Consider the following 18,949-nt stretch of genomic DNA (forward strand, 5'->3'; position numbering starts at 1 on the left):
GAGTCAAAGAGCGGAAAGGAAACTGCTCCATATGGCTGATATACATTCAACAGCCATTATTAAGCCTGGGGCAAAACTTGGTAAGGGTGTAGAGATAGGCCCTTACAGTATTATTGGAGAGAATGTTGAGATAGGGGAGGGTACAAAAGTTGGTCCACATGTACTCATAGAAGGCTGGACCAAGCTAGGTAAGAATAATCAAATTTTTCATGGGGCCTCGATAGGTCTGGAACCACAGGATATGAAATTCAAGGGTGAAGAGAGTTATCTCTTTATCGGTGATAATAATACTATCCGGGAAAATGCTACCATACACCGCGGAACAGAAGAGGGTGGTGGAGAGACCTGGATTGGTAATGATAACCTAATTATGGCTTATTGTCATGTGGCTCATGATTGTCAACTGGGTAATCATATTATTATGTCAAATGCTACTAATTTAGCTGGACATGTTATTGTTGAAGATTATGCTGTACTTACTGGTTTAACTGGTATTCATCAGTTTGTTAGGATAGGTAAGATGGCTATGGTTGGTGCCCATTCCAAGGTTGTTAAGGATGTACCACCTTATGTTTTAGTAGACGGCCACCCGGCCCGGGTCAATGGTATTAATGTAGTCGGCCTGCGGCGCAATGGTGTTTCGCCAGAATTAAGGTCAGAGATAAAGCGGGCATATAAATTGCTTTATCGTTCCAATCTTAATATCTCTCAGGCCATTGAAAAAATGGATCAAGAACTGGATGCCAGTGAAGAGATAGAACACTTTCTGCGGTTTTTACGGAATGCCCAGCGCGGTATCTGTAGGTAGTGTGATTTGATATGTCCAGGATAGGTTTGCTTGCTGGTAAAGGACGCTTGCCATTTATCTGGGCGAAAGCAGCCCAGCAAAATGGACATGAGGTATATATTTATAGATTAATAAAAGAAGAGAAAAGAGAGCTGGAGGGAATTGCTGATCAGGTAAGAGATATTAATGTTGCTGCCCTGGATGAACTTATCAATACCATTAAAGCAGACGGCATTAAAGAATTAGTTATGATTGGTAAGGTCGAAAAAACACTGCTTTTTCAGGGTGTTCAACTAGATCAGAGGATGGAGAGACTCCTGGCAGGGCTTGATGTCCTTCAGGATGATAATATTATGCTGGCTTTTGTGGCAGAACTGGCCAGTGAGGGTATTAAAGTAATAGATCAGGCTACTTATATAAGGGAATTGTTTCCTGAAGCAGGGTTATTAACTTCAGGCAAACCTGATGAGCAATTACTTTCAGATATGAAGTACGGCTTTCAGATAGCCCGTGAGATAGGCAGGCTGGATATTGGACAGACGGTTGTTGTTAAAAACAAGGCTGTACTGGCTGTTGAAGCTATTGAGGGTACTGACCTGGCCATAAAACGCGCTGGTCAGCTCGGTGGTCCAGGGGCTGTGGTTGCTAAAGTGAGTAAACCACAGCAGGACTGGCGGTTTGATATACCAACAATTGGTGAAACAACTATTAGAAATTTAATAGAGATTAATGCCAGAGGGCTGGTCATAGAAGCCGGTAAGACTTTTATAATCGAACAGGAGAGCTTAATTAAGGAAGCAGAGAGACATGGTATTATAATTATGGCTATGGAAACTGCTTCAGGTTAGTGAGGTGGGCCTTTTGGGTAAGATAATGGTTGTTACAGGTGAAGTCTCCGGTGATATGCATGCTGCACAGGTGGTAAAGGCTATTAAGGAGATTGCACCTGATATTACTTTTTATGGGATGGGTTCTACATTTTTAAAAAAAGAGGGTGTCGAGATATTAATTGACCCGGGGGAACTGAGTACGATTGGTTTTATTGAAGCTTTTAAGAACACCAGACAGCACTTAGCCAATCTCAGGCTCCTTAAAAAGAGTGTTAAGGAGAGGAGACCAGACCTTATCTTACTGGTAGACAACTCTGGGTTTAATATGCTGCTGGCCCGTGCGGTTAGTAGACTCGGTGTCCCGCTTGTTAATTACTTTAGTCCTTCTGCCTGGGTGTGGGGCAGTTGGCGGGCCGGGTGGATGGCCCGCTATCGAGCAACAATTGCCTCTGTCTTTCCCATGGAAGCTGAAGTATACCGTCGGGCAGGAGCTGACGTAGAGTTTGTAGGTCACCCGCTCCTGGATATGGTCAGGGTAAATAAGGAAAAAGAGGAGATCTGTCATGATTTAGAATTATCCCCTGATAGACCGGTTATCGGCCTTCTGCCGGGGAGTCGCCGACAGGAAGTAGAAAAACTCCTTCCTGATATGCTGGAGGCAGCAGCAGAACTTGCTAAAGAGAATAAAGGGTATCAATTTGTGCTACCTCTGGCTGATGGTATTGACAGGTCATTTGTCGCCAGGAGAGCTGCCAGGTACAGCTTGGTAGTTAAACTGGTTGAGGGCTTTTCTCATGAGGTAATGAAGATTGCTGCTGTGCTGGTTACAGCTTCAGGGACAGCTACTCTGGAGGCAGCAATTATCGGTACACCGATGTTGATCGTCTATCGGACCAGTGCCTCTACCTATTGGTTGGCTACTAAGCTGATGAAGACTGACTATATTGGCCTGCCCAATATAATTGCTGGTAAAGAGATAGTACCAGAGTTAATTCAGCAGAATTTGACAGCTGACAGGATACTCTTTGAGCTGAAGTGTCTGCTGGAGAGTCCTTTTGCACTCAGAGAAGCTAGAGAACAACTGGCAGGGGTCAAACAGAAACTGGGCTCTAGTGGTGCTGTCAGGCGTGTTGCTGAACTGGTATTGAAGAAAGCTAATTTGTCTTAAGATAATTATGAATATATCTTCGACCAATATATTTACTTACCTTGTCGTGTACCGCAGGCACTCCGCATTTAAGCAGACCGTACAAGAAAATTGAGGTTGCACTATGGCGTCCTGCCTTCGTTTACTGTCGAGAAATTGTCTTCCGGCGTCCATGCCTCCAGACAATTTCTAGAGTCGTCCAGTAAATATATTGGTCTGGTTTATAATAAGTAGTTAACTTTGACTGAAAAGTGGTTCTAAGAAAAAATTGATAATTAGTGATTAAGTCTGGGTGGCGTAGCCATTTTGTTCTTTCTTTAAGTAATAGAGGGGGTTGATACTGTGTCAGGCAGGGTTTTTGTTCTTGTTTTATTAATTATAGTTGTATTAATTGCTGGGACTTACTTTGCTTTTACTTACCAGCCTGAACTTGATGAAAGTAATGACAGAGGTATAGAGGCCCCGGAGGCAGATGCAATCCCTGAGAATAAATTTAAGGATATTGATTTGACTGTTTTTAATGGGGATGATTCTGTCAGCTGGCAGATAAAGTCCAGTGATATTAGCAGTTTTTCACAGGGAGAACTGCTTAAGCTATCACCACTCAAACTTACTGCCTATAATGAGAATGATGAAGTCTTATATACTATTACTGCTGATTACTGTAATTACCGTTCTGCACTGGGTGAGATGGAGATTACTGGTTCTGTTGTGATGGAAAAGGATGAACTGAGGATGATGACAGCCCATCTTGACTGGGAAAGGGATGAGGAATTAATCAGAGGTAGTGGTGGTGTCAGTTTTACTTCACCATCCTATCAGTTGACAGGTGGGAGGTTTCAGGCTAATACTGATTTTAGCCAGATAACTGTCTATAAAGATGAGCAGGAGCGGGCAGCACTTCTCTGGAAAGAGGTGGGTAAGGGTTCATGAAAATAATAAATAAATGTACTTATTTAATAATATTAATACTTGTTTTAGCAGTAATAATTATTAATGTTACAGTTTTATCTGCTGAAGGAGAAGATGGTATATTTGGTGATGAGATAAGTATTAGTTCCCTGGAACCCTCTGGACAGGAAATAACTGCTCGCGGGAGTGCTCTAGTAATCTATAATGACCTCCGTCTGGAGGCAGAGACAATTTATTATAATTCAGTGACTGGAGAAGTAAATTTGGATGAGGATATTTCGCTAGTGGATCAGGATTATCAGCTCACTGCTGATGAATTAAAAGGAAATCTTACTGAAGAATCTTTTACTGCCAGGGGTAATGTAGAGCTCACAGGTACAGATGCTTTCCTGACAGGTGAAGAGTTATTCTATGATAGGATAGCAGGGGAAGTAATAGTTAAGGGTAGACCCTATCTGGAATACCAGGATATTAAGGCCAGGGCAGATCAGATTAGATATTATACTGATAAAAACCTGGCTTATCTGACAGGGAATGTTAGTGGAGAACAATTGGGACATAGTTTTTCTGGTGAAAAAATGGAACTGGATCTAGTGACTGGTAAGATGACCCTGGCAGGTGCAGCCCATTTTCTCTATGAGAATAGAGGGGAATAGCAGATGACAATCATAGCTAAAGAGCTGATTAAGGAATATAATAAACAACGAGTTGTAGATAGAGTGGACTTAAGGGTTGAGCATGGAGAGATAGTAGGGCTGCTGGGACCAAATGGTGCTGGTAAGACTACTACTTTCTATATGGTGGTCGGTTTGATTAAACCTGAAGGTGGAGAAATCTGGCTTGATAATGATAATATTACCAGACTGCCTGTTTATCTCAGGGCCAGGAAAGGTATTGGTTATCTTGCCCAGGAGGCATCTGTTTTCCGCAAACTATCAGTTGCAGATAATATATTGTCTATTTTGCAGGCCAGGAATCTGAGTAATGATGAGGCTTGTGAGTTTATGGAGAAACTGCTGGATGAGTTTGGTATCAGTCGTTTAAGAGATAGAAAGGGCTATCAGTTATCTGGTGGGGAAAGACGCCGGGTGGAAATTGCAAGGGCTCTGGCTACAGAACCTTCTTTTATACTGTTAGATGAACCCTTTGCCGGGGTAGACCCAATAGCTGTCTGTGATATACAGAATATTATTAGTTATCTAAAAGACAGGGGGCTAGGGGTTTTAATTACTGACCATAATGTACGCGAAACACTGACCATCATTGACCGGGCCTATATTATGCATGAAGGTGAAATACTTTTATCCGGTAATTCAGAAGAGGTAGCCTCCAGTGAGCTGGCCCGCAAATTTTATCTAGGAGAAAGATTTACGATGTAGGTTGGATTGTTATAAGACCGACAAATATATTTACTTCCCTTGTCGTGCGCTACAGCGTCCTACTTTTGCTTACTGTCGAGAAATTGTCTTCCGGCGTCCATGCCTCCAGACAATTTCTAGAGTCGTCCAGTAAATATATTTGTCTGGATTAATAACAGTGGTGGTCGGGATGCTTTATCTAATAAAGAAATATAGTAAGTTGATGTAAAAAGAGGGGTGCCAGTAATTGAAGATTATCTACCGTTATATTTTTATCGAATTAATAACACCACTACTATTTGGAATTGCCGCTTTTGCAGCTATTTTTATTGGTACAGATTTACTCTTTGAATTAATTGAATACTATAACAACTATGGAGTTGAACTTCTGACCTTGCTTCAGTTGTTTTTCTTAAATCTGCCAACAATTATTGTTATAACTTTTCCGATGGCTACCCTCTTAGGGACTATTATGTCCTATGGGAGGTTATCTGGTGATAATGAAATTACTGCTTTGAGGGCAGGTGGTATCAGTGTTTATCGTTTGGTGCGCCCTGCTTTATTCCTGGGAATATTAATGACTTTATTTACTATCGGTGTTAATGAATATATTGTACCACAGGCTAATTATCTTAATGAACAGATAGTCTATCAGTTTAAACATGGGGAGAGGATGCCTTCTACACAACACAATCTCTTCCTTACCCCTTTGAAAGATGGTTACCCTGATTATGTTCTCTATACTAAACTTTATGATGGGGAAACAGGTGTTATGCAGGAGATAATTTTTCAAGATTATGAAGAGGGGAAACCTGTTACCTTGATTCAGGCTGAAAACGCTGTTTATACAGGGGATAGATGGAAGTTTTTAAACGGGCATATTTATCGACTCGAACCAGGTGAGCGGATACCAGATTTGAAATTTGAAGAATATGATGTTAATAATCTAAATTATACACCAGCTCAGATGGCCCGTTTAGATAAAAAAATATCTGATATGAATTTTACTGAATTAATAGAATATATTAATCTTAAGAAATCACAGGGGAATGATGTTAATAAGGAGTTAGTAGAACTTCATCAACGTATATCGATTCCCTTTGCTAGTTTTATTTTTGCTCTGCTGGCAGCAACACTGGGGATTCAACCCCAACGTTCAGGTGGCTCGGCTACTGGTATGGGTTTGAGTATTATTGTTATTTTTATTTATTATACATTAATGACTGTTGGTAGTGCCCTGGGAGAGCAGGGAACGATTCCACCATTTTTGGGGGCCTGGCTGCAAAATTTTGTTTTTATGATTACAGGGGCAATAATGCTCTATCGTCTGGGGAGATAAGATATCGGAAGGGGTGAAGGCTTATGTATGGGATACTGCTGGTAAGTGTTGTGATAACCCTTAGTGGCTTTATGGCCTATCTGGGGGATCAGATCGGCATGAAAATTGGTAAGAAAAGGATATCCCTCTTTGGCCTACGCCCAAAATATACCTCAATAATCATAACAGTCTTGACGGGTGTCCTGATTGCTACTCTGACTATAACAGTTATTCTTCTTACCAATAATGGTGTCCGTAAGGCATTATTTAATATTCAGGAGGTTTTAGTAAGGCTTGATGACCTCAACCAGCAGCTGGCAGTTAAAGATCGGTCCCTACAGGATAGGGAGGCAGAGATCGCTGAACGGGAAAGGGAACTGGTCCTGATTCAGCAGCAGAAGACTGAACTGGAAGAAAAACTGAACCAGAATCAGCAGGAATTTGCCAGAACCAGACAAAAACTGTTGGCTACCCAGGATGAACTTACTAATACCCGTAGTGATGTGAAAGAACTGGAAAATAAGCGAGTAGAGTTGCAGGATACTAATCAGGAATTAAATGAAAGGATAGCCAGCTTGCATGAACAGAGGAAAGAACTGGAAAATAAGATGGTGGTATTAAATGAAAAGATAGATTCTCTTAATGAAGATTATGAAAAAGCCAGGTTTATGGCCTATAAATATGGTGCTGGACTGCAGTATTACCGGGAAGGGGATATAGTCTTCCAGCGGGGAGATATAATTTATTCAGATGTGATTGAGACCGGACAGACACAGCAGGAGATAGTTGACCAGCTGTCAGCCTTTCTGGAGAGGGCTGATCAAAAGGTGAAGGAGTATCCAGTCAGAGTTGACGAAGAACTAGGGACTACTCTTCAGCTTAGAGCAGAAGAGATTTTTACAGTGGCCCGGACAATTATTAATGCCGATTATGACCGAGTTATTGTCAGTCTGGTGGCTAGTGTTAATGTCCCTCAAGGTGACTGGGTATATGCCAATTTTATTTTAAATGAAGATTTTATTGTTTTTCAACAAGATGAGTATATTGCTGAATGTGTAATAGATGCTGATGGGAAAGATATTGAAGATAAATTAAGTGAACTACTGACTGCTATTAATACTAGGGCTGTTAGAGAAGGACTCCTGGTTGATAACCAGGGTGATGTCGGTAGTATTGATTATGATGAATTTTACCGGCTCCATAACCAAATCTTGAATTACCATGGTAAGGTTAAGATAAAGGCCTATGCCGGGGAAGATATCTGGCGTGAGGATAGGCTATCAAATAACCTCAGCTTTGAAATCAGTTCTGTTGAGGGGGAATAGTTATGCTGCTGGCCATTGACCCCGGGAGGGATAAGTGTGGGATAGCTGTTATGACAGGCGATGCTACTGTCCTTTTTCAGGAAATAGTGGCAACAGAAAAAATTGAGTTATATCTGCTTGAACTCCTGAATAGGTATAAAATAGAGGAGGTTGTCCTTGGTAATGGGACATTTTCAGAGGAGGTTGCCAGGAAGATTGAGAAAAACTATGACTTGCCTCTGATGTTAATAAAGGAGGCCTATACTACGCTGGCTGCTGAAGAGAGATACCGCCAGGTAAACTACTCCGGTATTAAGCGCTTTTTCCTGTCTTTTATCAAGTGGAAACCCTCTTTTCCGGTAGATGATTATGCAGCTGTAATTTTGGGAGAGAGGTATCTGAAAGATAAGGGGTTATAATACTGGATAATACTAACAGATAATTTTTATCTTTTTTTGCAGGACTTTAGGAGGAAAAGTGGAATATATATAGACAGAATCAGATAAAACACTTATAATTATAGGTGTTGTATTGGAAAAAGGATTTTTAAAAAATATTAAAAAACTTTATTTCCTTGCAGGAGTTTTAGGATTTGTGTTGAATATAATACAGTGATAGTCGATTTTTACTTATATTGTTGATAGTTAATTACTTAATTTTTTTGTGTAAAATTTAATTATGTCAAAAGTCTTATCATCTCAGGCTAAACATGTGTGGAGAGGAGGTGCCCCCCGATTCACAGAGCTGTGAGAGATGATAGGGTTCTATATAATAGTTCATTGACAACTGAAGGAGAACGAGATGAGGAAACTAGGAGACTCATTTTCTGTTCCCTTAGGTGAGAAATGAACTGGTAGAACTATTTTATTTTAAACCTAAAAAATCAAGGGGGAATTATTGTAATGAAGAGAATTGTTATTGCTGCATTTTTAGTATTGGCTTTAACTGCTTCTGCCTTTGCCGCTTCTTTCGCAGATGTGCCTTCAAGTCACTGGGCATACGGAGCAGTTAACAAACTTGTTGCTTCCGGTATTCTTTCCGGTTATCCAGATGGGACTTTTAAAGGCCAGAATAACCTGAGCCGTTATGAAATCGCTGTTGTTGTTGCCCGTGTTCTCGACCAGATTGAAGCAGAACAGGCTGCTTTAGCTGATGAAATTGCTGACGCTGATAGCCTGAGTGTTGGTCAAGCACAACAGGTTAACGAAATTGTTAAGGCTATTGTTGCCAAAAATACTGGTGAAGAATTAAGTAATGAACAGGCTAACGAAGTTCGTAGTATAGTTCAGGCCCTGACCTTTGAATTCAGGCCAGAACTGAAAGAACTCGGTGCTGCTGTTGATGCCTTAGCAGTAGATGTTGACGAATTAGACTCCAGGGTAGCTGCTTTAGAAGCACAACCAAGAGACAATGTAAGTTTCTCAGGTACTGTAGATACTATCTTTGAAACAGCTAACTATGGTGATAATCCTTATGCAACTATGCTTGTATGGGCTGATGATGATGCCTTAGATGAATTAGATGATGATAATGCAATTACAGGTGTTGATGATGGTGATATGCCAGCTGCCAAGGCCTTTTATCAGGAAATTGGTTTAGATATAGCAGCTAATGTTGGTGATGTTAATTTTGATTTAGCAATAGATACTCTTAAAAATCTATTTAGTGAAACTGATACTGTAGTAGATGGTATTAAACTTGGTGAAACTGCAGACAGTGATGCTTTTGAAATGGATACAGCATTACTAACCATTTCTAAAGATGATTATACCTTTAAAGCGGGTAGTTTTGAGGATTATGATGTTGACCCTTACTTTATTGATGATGAAGATATGGAAGGTATCGAAATAACTGCCCCACTTGCTGGTATTGATTTCAAGGCCTTTGCCGTAGGTGATGAAGATGATGATGCTGATGAGTTTGAAAAAGATTACTATGGTGTAACTGCTACAGCAGATATGGATATCTTCAAATTAATCGGTAAGTTATATCATGCACGTCTTGAAAGTGAAGATGCGGTAACTGATTTTGCTATAGCAGCTGAAGCTGATGTTACTGATGAGCTGACTATGGGTGGAGAGGTTGTTTTCAATACAAATGACGGTAGTAGTGATGAAAATGATACACTCTTTAACTTAAATGGTAGCTATATCCTTAGTGATGTAGTAACATTGCGCGGTCTATTTGAAACAGTTGGTGAAGACTTCAATTCTACTGATACTGTCTTATCTGACCTGGAAGAAGATAACAACTATGACAAATATAATGTAGGTGCAGACTTTGCCTTGAATGCTAACAATACTGTTACAGCTGACTATACTTTAGTAGATGCTGATAAAGACGAAAATAAAAACAAATTCGAAGTTGGCTTAGAAAATACTACTGGTAAATTCACTAATCATGCATCCGTTGAATTTACCCAAAATGATGACTATGATGAAAATGGCGGAGAAGATGTAACACTCCTGACCTTAGGTACAAAGTATGCTATGTCTGATGCAACTACCATTGCTGCTGACTTAGTAAACAAATCAGCTGATGCTGCTGACTTAAGCTATACCTATCTGGTAGGAAGTATTGACCATAAACTATCAGATAACATAAGCTGGATTAATGAAGTTCAGTTAATCAATGGTGAAATAGATATACTTGGTAATACAGAAGATGCTGAAGGTAATTCCTTCAAATCTCAATTATCTGTAAGCTTCTAAACAGGCTGAGAGAAGAAACAGAGTCCTGGAGGGGTTTTCTCTCCAGGGCTTTTTTTATTAGTTAAGGAAATTATGTGAGTTTGAAATTATGAATAACTTTGAAGATCGACAAATATATTTACTTCCCTTGCCGTTCGTTTCAGCGTCCTGCTTGTACTTACTGTCGAGAAATTCTCCTTCGGCCTCCTGCCTACGGATAATTTCTAGAGTCGTCCAGTAAATATATTTGTCTGGATTATGATAACAAGATCTCTGATAATCTAATACTATACCTACATAAGCATTGGATCTAAAGAGTTGCCGGGAAATATTAATTTAGAACTGAGTATGAGAAAGGGGAGTATAATATGCCAGGAGTAAATTTTAGGACTTATTTTATTATTATTTTAACTTTTATAATTTTACTGTGTATGACTATCCCCTGGAGTAAAGCGGGGGCTGTTCCCCCGGTTCATCAGAAACCGGAGATGATTTATCGGATACGGATTGCTAATGACCTTGATTTTATGGACAACAGGCTCTCGGGAATTAAGGTGAAAAATATCAGGCTCCCTGAACACAGCCAGATTGAGATAGCCAATAACCCCTGGAGTTATCTGGTGGTTTACCTTGGTATTGAAAATACCTGGTATTGGGAGGGTCAGGAGATGCTCCATGCTGTTGAGGCAGGGGTGAGTATCAGAGGGACAGAGGTACATGAGGGCAGTGGCTGGCACTCCTTTATTAACTATTACCCGAAAAAGAAATATGAACCTTATAATGATCCAGAAGCCTGGCGGGGCCCTGAACTCCCGATAGGTCAGCCTATTAATCTGGAATTAAGGGTTGGAGAGGTAGAGGAGGTAGCAGGGTCTTACCGCTGGCAGGTTCATTACTATGTCAATGGTGAGGAAGTGGCTGTACGGCCGATATATGCTAATGATGGTCAGCCCAATCAATTCGATGTTAAACTCTGTGTAGGGGCCTATATGGCCTCCGGCAGGGAGAATGAGATTAGTTTTGCCCCTGTCAAGATAGGTGATATAGCAGTTAGTGAGTCCTCGACAAAGTTCAAGGCCTGGCAGACCCTGGAGCTGGAGGATTTTGGCATACCACATCACCGGATCGGCTATGGGACAGAGGTTGATAATACTGTAAAGAGAGATTTTAAAACCGCCTTTGAAAAGACAGATTATTCCTATGCAGTTAGCTTGCCTAAAAGTGATAAGAGTGGATTAGCCCTTTTTACTATACTGGCTACTCTGATGTATTTGGCAGCTAATTAGATAATTTTAAAATAGTCAAATAGATTTATAGAAATATTTCTTATCTTTTGATATAATAGTATGGAAGAAATAGTATATAATTTTATAGAGGATTATTAATTTTTCTGGAGAAAATATATAATAGACTATATTTTTTGTTTTGAAAGGAGGGCGTGAGTATGCAAAAAGCAGTACTGGTACTTACCTTTTTATTGATCATGCTGACCTTGGAACCTGTGCTGGCTAGAGGGGCAGCTATTGTAATTGATGACTATGTTTTTAATAATATCTATATTAATAGTTATTATGATCTGATTGATAGCTACAGCCTGGGCAATCTTAACTTGCGCCTGCCAGATGAAGAAAATGATGATTTTAATGATGAGACTGAGCATGACTTAAAGGCTCTGGCCTCACTTTATGGTAATCGCCAACCAGATAGGGTGGGTGATGAGATAGGTTTGATTGTAAGGGATGATGAATACATAGGAAATAATTTTTTACAGAATAACATTAATTTAGATAGAAAAAGTCTGAAAATTAATCCTGTACCAGGGCTTTCCTTGAATGCAGATTTTATTGTATTGGATGATGATGATATAAAAGAAAGCAATTCAAATCTGAATTTATTTTATGAGTTAAATAGCAAGACAACTTTACGGGCTGGTTACGGCCTGGCCAATAAAGAATGGTGGGATTATGAGGATATAATACTAGAGGATAATGATGGTAATAATGAAATTGATGAAAATATTGATGAAGACAATATGGCTGATGGTGATAGTATAGATAATGAGATGTCTGAGGAAGAGTCTACATCAACAGTAGAAAAGGGAAATCTTTTTCTCGACTCAGATAGGAGTGAGGCAAGTTTAATAGGTATTTCCTATAAAACCAGTGATTATCTAACCCTGTCAGCAGATTATATTAATAATATTGTCGGTGAAGAAGATGTGGATTATTCTACAGTGCTGGGCCTTGCCTATGCTGATAATGGCAATCAGTTAAAATATCATTATCAAATTGATTTTGGTGATGCCAAAACAACAGAAACTGGTATTGAGATTGGTTATAGAGATCTACTTACCTTTAATGCTTCCTATAAACTGCTTGACCCGGATCAACTTAAAAATCAATTGGCTGAGTCTGTCTGGGACTTTGGAGTTGGCTTTAAATTAGATGAAAAATCCTCTATATCTTTTGGTTATCAGCTTATTAAAAATGAAGAAAGCGATGATATTAGTCTAGAAACTGATAAAGAATCAAATCTTAAGGCACAGCTTGAGATTAAATTTTAAAGAATAATGGGGTGGTTATTTTGATTTTAAAAAAAAGTCTAACACTTTTTATATTAGCGGCTTTACTTACTACAGTTACTTTACCGGTATATGGACAGCTTATTCCACTTAAGGAGATTGAAAATGTGGAAATGGTCTTATATGGGCAGCCGGGTACTGGTTCGGTATTAGCTAGGATTAAGAGGATTGAGCTTGATTTATTTGGCAGTGCTGGTAAAGGAACATTGCCGGAGCGGTCAAATCAAATTTTAAAATATGCCCTACCAACGGAAGATAGTCCTTCTTTACAGCTTTTGATTAATTGTCTGGAATGGTCATTATTAAATAGTATCAGTCGTGGTGCTGCTGTAGATCGAGTGGCTGAATTGGAAGAGATGATCTATGGGGCCAGCAAAAATGGTGCCTTACTAAATAGGATAAATGAATTACTTGAAATGACAGTTCCAGGTGGTAAATTACCGGTAGCGGAGGTAGAGATGCCTGAAGGGCTTGTTATTGAAGCAAAACTCCTGGATGAAATTGATTCAGCTGTACTTACTGAGGGTCAGTTTTTTCGCTTTGAGGTAACAGATGATATAGAGCTTGAAGAATGTATGGTGATTCCTACCGGGACACGGGGTTTGATCAATGTGGATAAAGTCAAAGAAGCAGGTGGTTTTGGGAAGGATGCTGAACTTACTTTGAGTCTTTCTGATTTTAAAGCTATTGACGGCACAATGCTTTCTATAGAGTTTTTTTCAGGTGACGATGATTCACACTCCCGTGAGATAGCAGTTGGGGCAGGCTTCCTGGGTGCACTACTGGTCAGTAATCCTGTTGGACTGGTGGCTGGTTATTTCTATAAGGGGAAAGATGTTGTCATTGAAGAGGGAACACCCTTAAGTATTGAGATTACTAATGGATTAACAGTTTATGGATTAAAGACAAATTAAGAATACTTTGTAAGTTTAAACGGGTTTTTCATTGACATATCAGGAAACTATGTATTTTTCAAGTAGTGAATAGTTTTAAAGTTCGACAAATATATTTACTTCCCTTGTTGTGCGCTGTGGCATCCTGCCTACGGATAATTTCTAGAGTCGTCCAGTAAATATATTTGTCTGGATTATGACTATAAAATTAATGTGAATTATAAGAACCCATTCTGTTGAAGCAGGATGGGTTTTCTTTTTATTACCAGCAGGTTTTTCTTTATTTTTGTAGAATTATTATTAAGTAGAGTTGGGAAAGGTGGTTTAGTCTGGTGTTCAAGGGAATAATACGAAAGATATTACTCATAAATATATTAATATTTATAGCTGTTTATCCTGTACTGGCTGATGAGCTCTCTACTGACAGTCCTTATTCACTGACTGCTGAGAGGGAGATTGTCTATGACAATCACCAGGGCTTAATCAGGGCAGAGGGTGGGGTTGTATTTGAGTCTGCTGATTTCAGGGTGGAGAGTGATAATATGATTATCGACCTTGAGAAAACAATTGTTACAGCCACTGGGGATATAGTTAAAATAATATCAGATGAGCAGGTTTTGATTGGCAATAAATTAATTTATAATTATAATACTAAAATGGGTTCTGTTTACCAGGCCAGTACTAAGGTTGAAGACCTTAACTTGGCTGGCGATGAAATTAAGTTTATGTCCCCCCCAAAAAATAGTATTAAAGACGATATGCTCATAGAACTTGAACAGGCTTATTTAACTACCTGTGTATTTGATAATCCACATTATCATGTTAAGGCTAATAGTCTTGAATTATATCCAGATAATAGGATTATAATTAAAGGGGTTAAGTTTTATTTAGGTAAGGTAATGGTATATTATTTTCCATCATATGTTATTAAATATGATGAAAATACGGGGACATATCAAAATGTTACCCCTTTCCCCAACATTGGCTATGATTCAAAAAATGGTCTTTTACTTGAGATGCATTATCCCTATCAAATAGGCGAGAAAACGGAAGGTTTGATTACAGCCGGTTTTAATGAAGGTGAGAGACACAATAGTTTAAAACACAATTATCAGCTAGCTGATAATTATAAATGGGTTACTAATGTTGTTGATAAAAAGGAAGAAGATGATGATGACGAAGATGAATATGAGAGGACGCAATTGATTGATAGTGGTCTTAATTACCGCAAGGGACGGGTTAATGTCTATACAGGGTTGAGGTATGATTTTATAGATGACGAGACAATAGCAAAGAGTAGAGTGAATTATAATGTAGGGAGATATAGTTTTTATACAGGACTGGGGTATAATCTTACTATTGAGGACTGGGAAGAGAAATATGGTGTAATTTATCGGGGTAATAAGGCAGTTTATGAATTAAAATATGTTAGTGGTTATGATCGGGAATACCTGCCCTATCTTAGTATAAAAGGTAAGACAGCTAATTTGGCGGGGTTTAATACCAATCTCAGTCTTGGTATGGGGCGTGTCAGGGACGATGGGATTACGGCTAATAAGGCTGTTGTTGGTCTGGTCCTGGGTCGTAGCTTTAATCTGACAGATAATTTTAGAATTGGTCTTAATAGTGATTTGGCCTATCACCAATATTTTAGTTCTTTTAATGAGGCTTATCAGGTATATAATACATCTTTGACCGGGGCTTATCAACTTACTTTAAGTCCTACTGTCAGTCTAAAACCGTTTTTAACCTATAAGTTGACAGATACCTATGGAAACCCGGTATTATCTGATGATAAAGAGGATAAAGAAAAGGAATTGAAACCTGGAGTGGAATTAACATACCACCTCCCTGGTGATGAAGGTTCATGGATAGTAGGGCTAGAGGGTAATTATGATTTGGAACTAGAGGTCTGGGATGAAAAAACCATCAGGCTGACCCGTGATTATGATTGTATGAGTGCCTTCCTGGAATATGATACAGTTGCTAGTGGTTTTGGATTTGGTATTGAAATAAAATAACTGGATAAGTTTGATTTAATTTATTTACACTAATGCTTAGTGTAAATAAATTATATTAATTCCGCTTGTCATTCGTTACGGCGTCCTGCCTACGTGAAAAATATGGAGTCGCTCCATTAATATAATTGACTGGAACGGAAAAGTGCAATATTTAAGCGCTACTTATATGCATTAATATGACTGCTAAAGACCTTTCATGATTGCGAAGGGTCTTTTTTAATACCTGTTTGCAGGAAATAGCAGATTAATAGTTAAATATATAATATGGAAAAAAATACAATTATAGGAGGGAGAATAGTCATGAAGAGGATTTTAAATTTTCTGCTTATCTTAGTACTCAATATACTATTATTTTCAGGGATAATTATAGCTAAAGAATACAGGCCTGTTTTGAGTGGTAGTTTTAATGTAGGTGATAAGAGATATGATGAAATTTTGCTGGAGGAAGATGACAGTCTGACAGAAGAGATAGTTGATAGATACAATTATGAAAAGTTTTGGTTAAAATACAAACAAAAACTTAGTACTACGGATTATTACTACCTTAAAGGTCAATATTATAAGAAGAGGTATGAAGAGAGGGGAAACTACAATAATATAAATTTTGACCTTCAGGGTAATTATACCTACCAGTTAACTAATAAATTAAGGAATAGATGGTTGTTAACCTTGCGGGATAAAGAATATCAGGAAAATAAAAATTCTACATACCAGATGCTCAGGCTCAATTATCAGCTGGATTATAAGTATAATCAAAAGAATAAGTATTCATTAGTCTTACAGAGACAATTGGAGGATTACCTTAATGACAGTTCAAAGGATAATATCTATGATAGGATATCAGTAAATTGGGACTATCAAATCAGGGAGGATTTTACCCTGAATTCAAAGATTCAATTTAATAGAGAGGTATATAAAAACCTGTCAGAGCGGACCAACAAATACGGTAGGCAGTTTGGAGTGGGATTTAGCTGGAAATTATAGGACTGGCCAGTTCTCGATGGGACCGGGGTTTTCTTTTTCCACTGAGGGCTTCATTAATGATTTTATTTGTGATATAATAAATTTTAACGTTAAAGTCAGGTATTAATTCAGGGATAATTTTATAATTTTTACATATTTTATTTATAGTGTTTAGTTCCTGAAGAAAATATAATAATAAAAGATTATATGGTTATGGTGTGTAGAATTTATCTGTTTCATTCTAATTTTATATATTTTATATGAGGAGTAAAACACAGGAGGGATGATGGTAAGTGCATTATATGTCTAAATACCGGGAATGGTTGTTAAGTGACTACTTTGATGAGGAAACTAAAGCAGAGTTGAAGGCCATTGAAGGTGATGAGAAGGAGATTGAAGAGAGATTCTATAAAGACCTGAATTTTGGTACAGGCGGCCTGAGGGGTATTGTTGGTGCTGGGACAAACAGGATGAACAAATATACCGTGCAAAAGGCTACCCAGGGACTGGCTAATTACATAATAAATTACTGTGATGACGGCCGGGAACGGGGGGTCGTAATAGCCTATGATTCCCGGCATATGTCAGCAGAGTTTGCTCTTGAGTCAGCCCTGGTTCTTAATGGTAATGGTATAAAGGTTTATTTGTTTGATGAACTGCGTCCTACCCCTGAACTATCTTTTGCGGTCAGGGAACTTAAAGCAGTTGGTGGGATAGTTGTGACAGCCAGTCATAATCCACCGGAGTATAATGGTTATAAGGTCTACTGGGAAGATGGTGGACAGGTGGTTCCTGAGCAGGCCAGAGAGATAATTGCAGAAATTGCTGAAATAGATGACTATGATTTTGTAAAGAAAATGGCAAATAAAGAAACCGCTGTTGCTGAAGGGCTGCTGGAGATAATAGGGAATGAGATTGATGACCGCTATATTACAGAGATGATCAAGGTAATACCTGAGCAGAAACTGGCTGTAGAAAAAGGAGATAGTATCTCTATAATCTTTACCCCCCTACATGGCACTGCCAATAAACCAGTACGCCGGGTCTTAAAAGAACTTGGTTTTACAAAGGTGGCTGTAGTTGAAGAACAGGCTGAGCCAGATGGGGATTTTCCTACAGTAGAGAGTCCTAACCCAGAGAACTTTTCAGCTTTTAAATTGGCCCTGGAAAAGGCCAAAAGCTTTGAACCTGATCTTATTCTTGGTACTGACCCTGATGGGGATAGAATGGGTATTGTAGTCAGGGATGGTGAGGGTAATTACCTGGGTCTAACTGGTAACCAGGTTGGTGTTCTGCTTACTGATTTTATCCTGAACAGAATGAAGGAAGAAGGGAAACTACCTGATAATGGGGTGGTCATTAAAACCATTGTGACTACAGAAATGCTTAACAGGGTTGCTGCTGACTATGGTGTAGAGGTAATGAATGTCCTGACTGGATTTAAATTTATTGGAGAAAAGATAAAGGAGTTTGAGGAAAAGGGTGATAGGACATTTATCTTTGGTTTTGAAGAGAGTTATGGTTACCTGGCTGGGACCTATGCCCGGGATAAAGATGCGGTTGTTGCCGTTGCCCTGGCTGCTGTAATGACCCTTTATTATCAAGAACAGGGGATGTCAGTCTATGACAAGTTGAATGAATTAATGGATAAATATGGTTATTACCAGGAAGACCTGGCAGCTATCAGGCTGGAAGGCAAAGAGGGCGAAGAGAAGATAGCTGGTACCTTAGCTGAATTGAGGGAGGAAAAACCGGAACAGATCTGCGCCATCCCTGTAGTAAGCTGTAGTGATTATCTGGCTGGTAAGGCCTATTACTACAATAACAATAGGGAAGAAGAGATTAAGCTGCCGGAATCTAATGTTCTACAGTATAAATTGGCAGATGATACTCTCTTGACTATCCGGCCCTCAGGGACTGAACCCAAGCTCAAGCTTTACTTTGCTGTGCGGGCTGATACGAAACAAGAGGCAGATGATAAGATCAAGGATTTTAAATCCAGATTCCTGGGAGAGATAAATGAAATACTGGAGAGTGTTTAGTAAAAAGGGGTTAATGTAATTACCATTAACCCCTTTTTTTCAGTACTTTATACCTATATTATTAAGAATATAAATTGAAATTAGGCTATTTTTAAAGGATTTT

At 38.9% G+C, this 18,949-nt stretch carries 16 protein-coding genes; all 16 read left to right on the plus strand.

The window, feature by feature from the left end:
* Nucleotides 1-31 precede the first annotated feature (31 nt).
* The 16 genes from lpxA (at nucleotide 32) to D7D81_RS04915 (ending at nucleotide 18,846) form a co-directional block, all read left to right on the plus strand.
* Nucleotides 32-808, plus strand: a complete 777-nt coding sequence (lpxA, locus tag D7D81_RS04840; protein ID WP_125991929.1) for an acyl-ACP--UDP-N-acetylglucosamine O-acyltransferase — start codon at nucleotides 32-34, stop codon at nucleotides 806-808.
* Nucleotides 809-819: 11 nt separating this feature from the next.
* The gene (locus tag D7D81_RS04845) at nucleotides 820-1,635 is read left to right on the plus strand and encodes an LpxI family protein (protein WP_125987821.1); all 816 of its coding nucleotides are present in this window, start codon (nucleotides 820-822) and stop codon (nucleotides 1,633-1,635) included.
* Between the two features lie 4 nt (nucleotides 1,636-1,639).
* Complete coding sequence (gene lpxB / locus D7D81_RS04850; protein WP_502700006.1) at nucleotides 1,640-2,785, plus strand: lipid-A-disaccharide synthase; 1,146 nt, start codon at nucleotides 1,640-1,642, stop codon at nucleotides 2,783-2,785.
* A gap of 321 nt (nucleotides 2,786-3,106) precedes the next feature.
* A complete protein-coding gene (gene lptC / locus D7D81_RS04855) occupies nucleotides 3,107-3,697 on the plus strand; it encodes an LPS export ABC transporter periplasmic protein LptC (RefSeq protein ID WP_164522115.1) in 591 nt (196 codons plus the stop codon).
* Nucleotides 3,694-4,332 (plus strand): LptA/OstA family protein, encoded by a 639-nt coding sequence (locus tag D7D81_RS04860; RefSeq protein WP_125987828.1) that lies wholly within the window; start codon nucleotides 3,694-3,696, stop codon nucleotides 4,330-4,332. The genes lptC and D7D81_RS04860 overlap by 4 nt, the downstream gene beginning before the upstream one ends.
* A 3-nt stretch (nucleotides 4,333-4,335) precedes the next feature.
* Nucleotides 4,336-5,055: an LPS export ABC transporter ATP-binding protein gene (lptB, locus tag D7D81_RS04865; protein WP_125987830.1), complete on the plus strand. Its 720-nt coding sequence runs from the start codon at nucleotides 4,336-4,338 to the stop codon at nucleotides 5,053-5,055.
* A 226-nt stretch (nucleotides 5,056-5,281) separates the two neighbouring features.
* On the plus strand, nucleotides 5,282-6,373 hold the full coding sequence (locus tag D7D81_RS04870) for an LptF/LptG family permease (RefSeq protein ID WP_125987832.1): 1,092 nt from the start codon (nucleotides 5,282-5,284) through the stop codon (nucleotides 6,371-6,373).
* 23 nt (nucleotides 6,374-6,396) lie between these two features.
* Nucleotides 6,397-7,677 carry a DUF3084 domain-containing protein gene (locus D7D81_RS04875; RefSeq protein ID WP_125987834.1) on the plus strand — a complete coding sequence of 427 codons (1,281 nt, stop codon included), beginning with the start codon at nucleotides 6,397-6,399 and terminating at the stop codon, nucleotides 7,675-7,677.
* Nucleotides 7,678-7,679: 2 nt separating this feature from the next.
* On the plus strand, nucleotides 7,680-8,075 hold the full coding sequence (locus D7D81_RS04880) for a RuvX/YqgF family protein (RefSeq protein WP_125987835.1): 396 nt from the start codon (nucleotides 7,680-7,682) through the stop codon (nucleotides 8,073-8,075).
* Between the two features lie 483 nt (nucleotides 8,076-8,558).
* Nucleotides 8,559-10,367 carry an S-layer homology domain-containing protein gene (locus D7D81_RS04885; RefSeq protein WP_125987837.1) on the plus strand — a complete coding sequence of 603 codons (1,809 nt, stop codon included), beginning with the start codon at nucleotides 8,559-8,561 and terminating at the stop codon, nucleotides 10,365-10,367.
* A 347-nt stretch (nucleotides 10,368-10,714) separates the two neighbouring features.
* Entirely contained in the window at nucleotides 10,715-11,632 is a 918-nt protein-coding gene (locus tag D7D81_RS04890) for a hypothetical protein (protein WP_125987839.1), read from the plus strand.
* A 158-nt stretch (nucleotides 11,633-11,790) separates the two neighbouring features.
* The gene (locus D7D81_RS04895) at nucleotides 11,791-12,909 is read left to right on the plus strand and encodes a hypothetical protein (protein ID WP_125987841.1); all 1,119 of its coding nucleotides are present in this window, start codon (nucleotides 11,791-11,793) and stop codon (nucleotides 12,907-12,909) included.
* A gap of 20 nt (nucleotides 12,910-12,929) precedes the next feature.
* Nucleotides 12,930-13,841, plus strand: a complete 912-nt coding sequence (locus D7D81_RS04900; protein WP_125987843.1) for a hypothetical protein — start codon at nucleotides 12,930-12,932, stop codon at nucleotides 13,839-13,841.
* 311 nt (nucleotides 13,842-14,152) lie between these two features.
* A complete protein-coding gene (locus tag D7D81_RS04905) occupies nucleotides 14,153-15,841 on the plus strand; it encodes an LPS-assembly protein LptD (RefSeq protein ID WP_125987845.1) in 1,689 nt (562 codons plus the stop codon).
* Between the two features lie 300 nt (nucleotides 15,842-16,141).
* A complete protein-coding gene (locus D7D81_RS04910) occupies nucleotides 16,142-16,825 on the plus strand; it encodes a hypothetical protein (protein ID WP_125987847.1) in 684 nt (227 codons plus the stop codon).
* 272 nt (nucleotides 16,826-17,097) lie between these two features.
* On the plus strand, nucleotides 17,098-18,846 hold the full coding sequence (locus D7D81_RS04915) for a phospho-sugar mutase (protein ID WP_205739337.1): 1,749 nt from the start codon (nucleotides 17,098-17,100) through the stop codon (nucleotides 18,844-18,846).
* The last annotated feature ends 103 nt before the right edge of the window (nucleotides 18,847-18,949 follow it).

It is taken from the genome of Halocella sp. SP3-1 (genome assembly GCF_003953885.1).
Lineage (GTDB): Bacteria > Bacillota > Halanaerobiia > Halanaerobiales > DTU029 > Iocasia > Iocasia fonsfrigidae.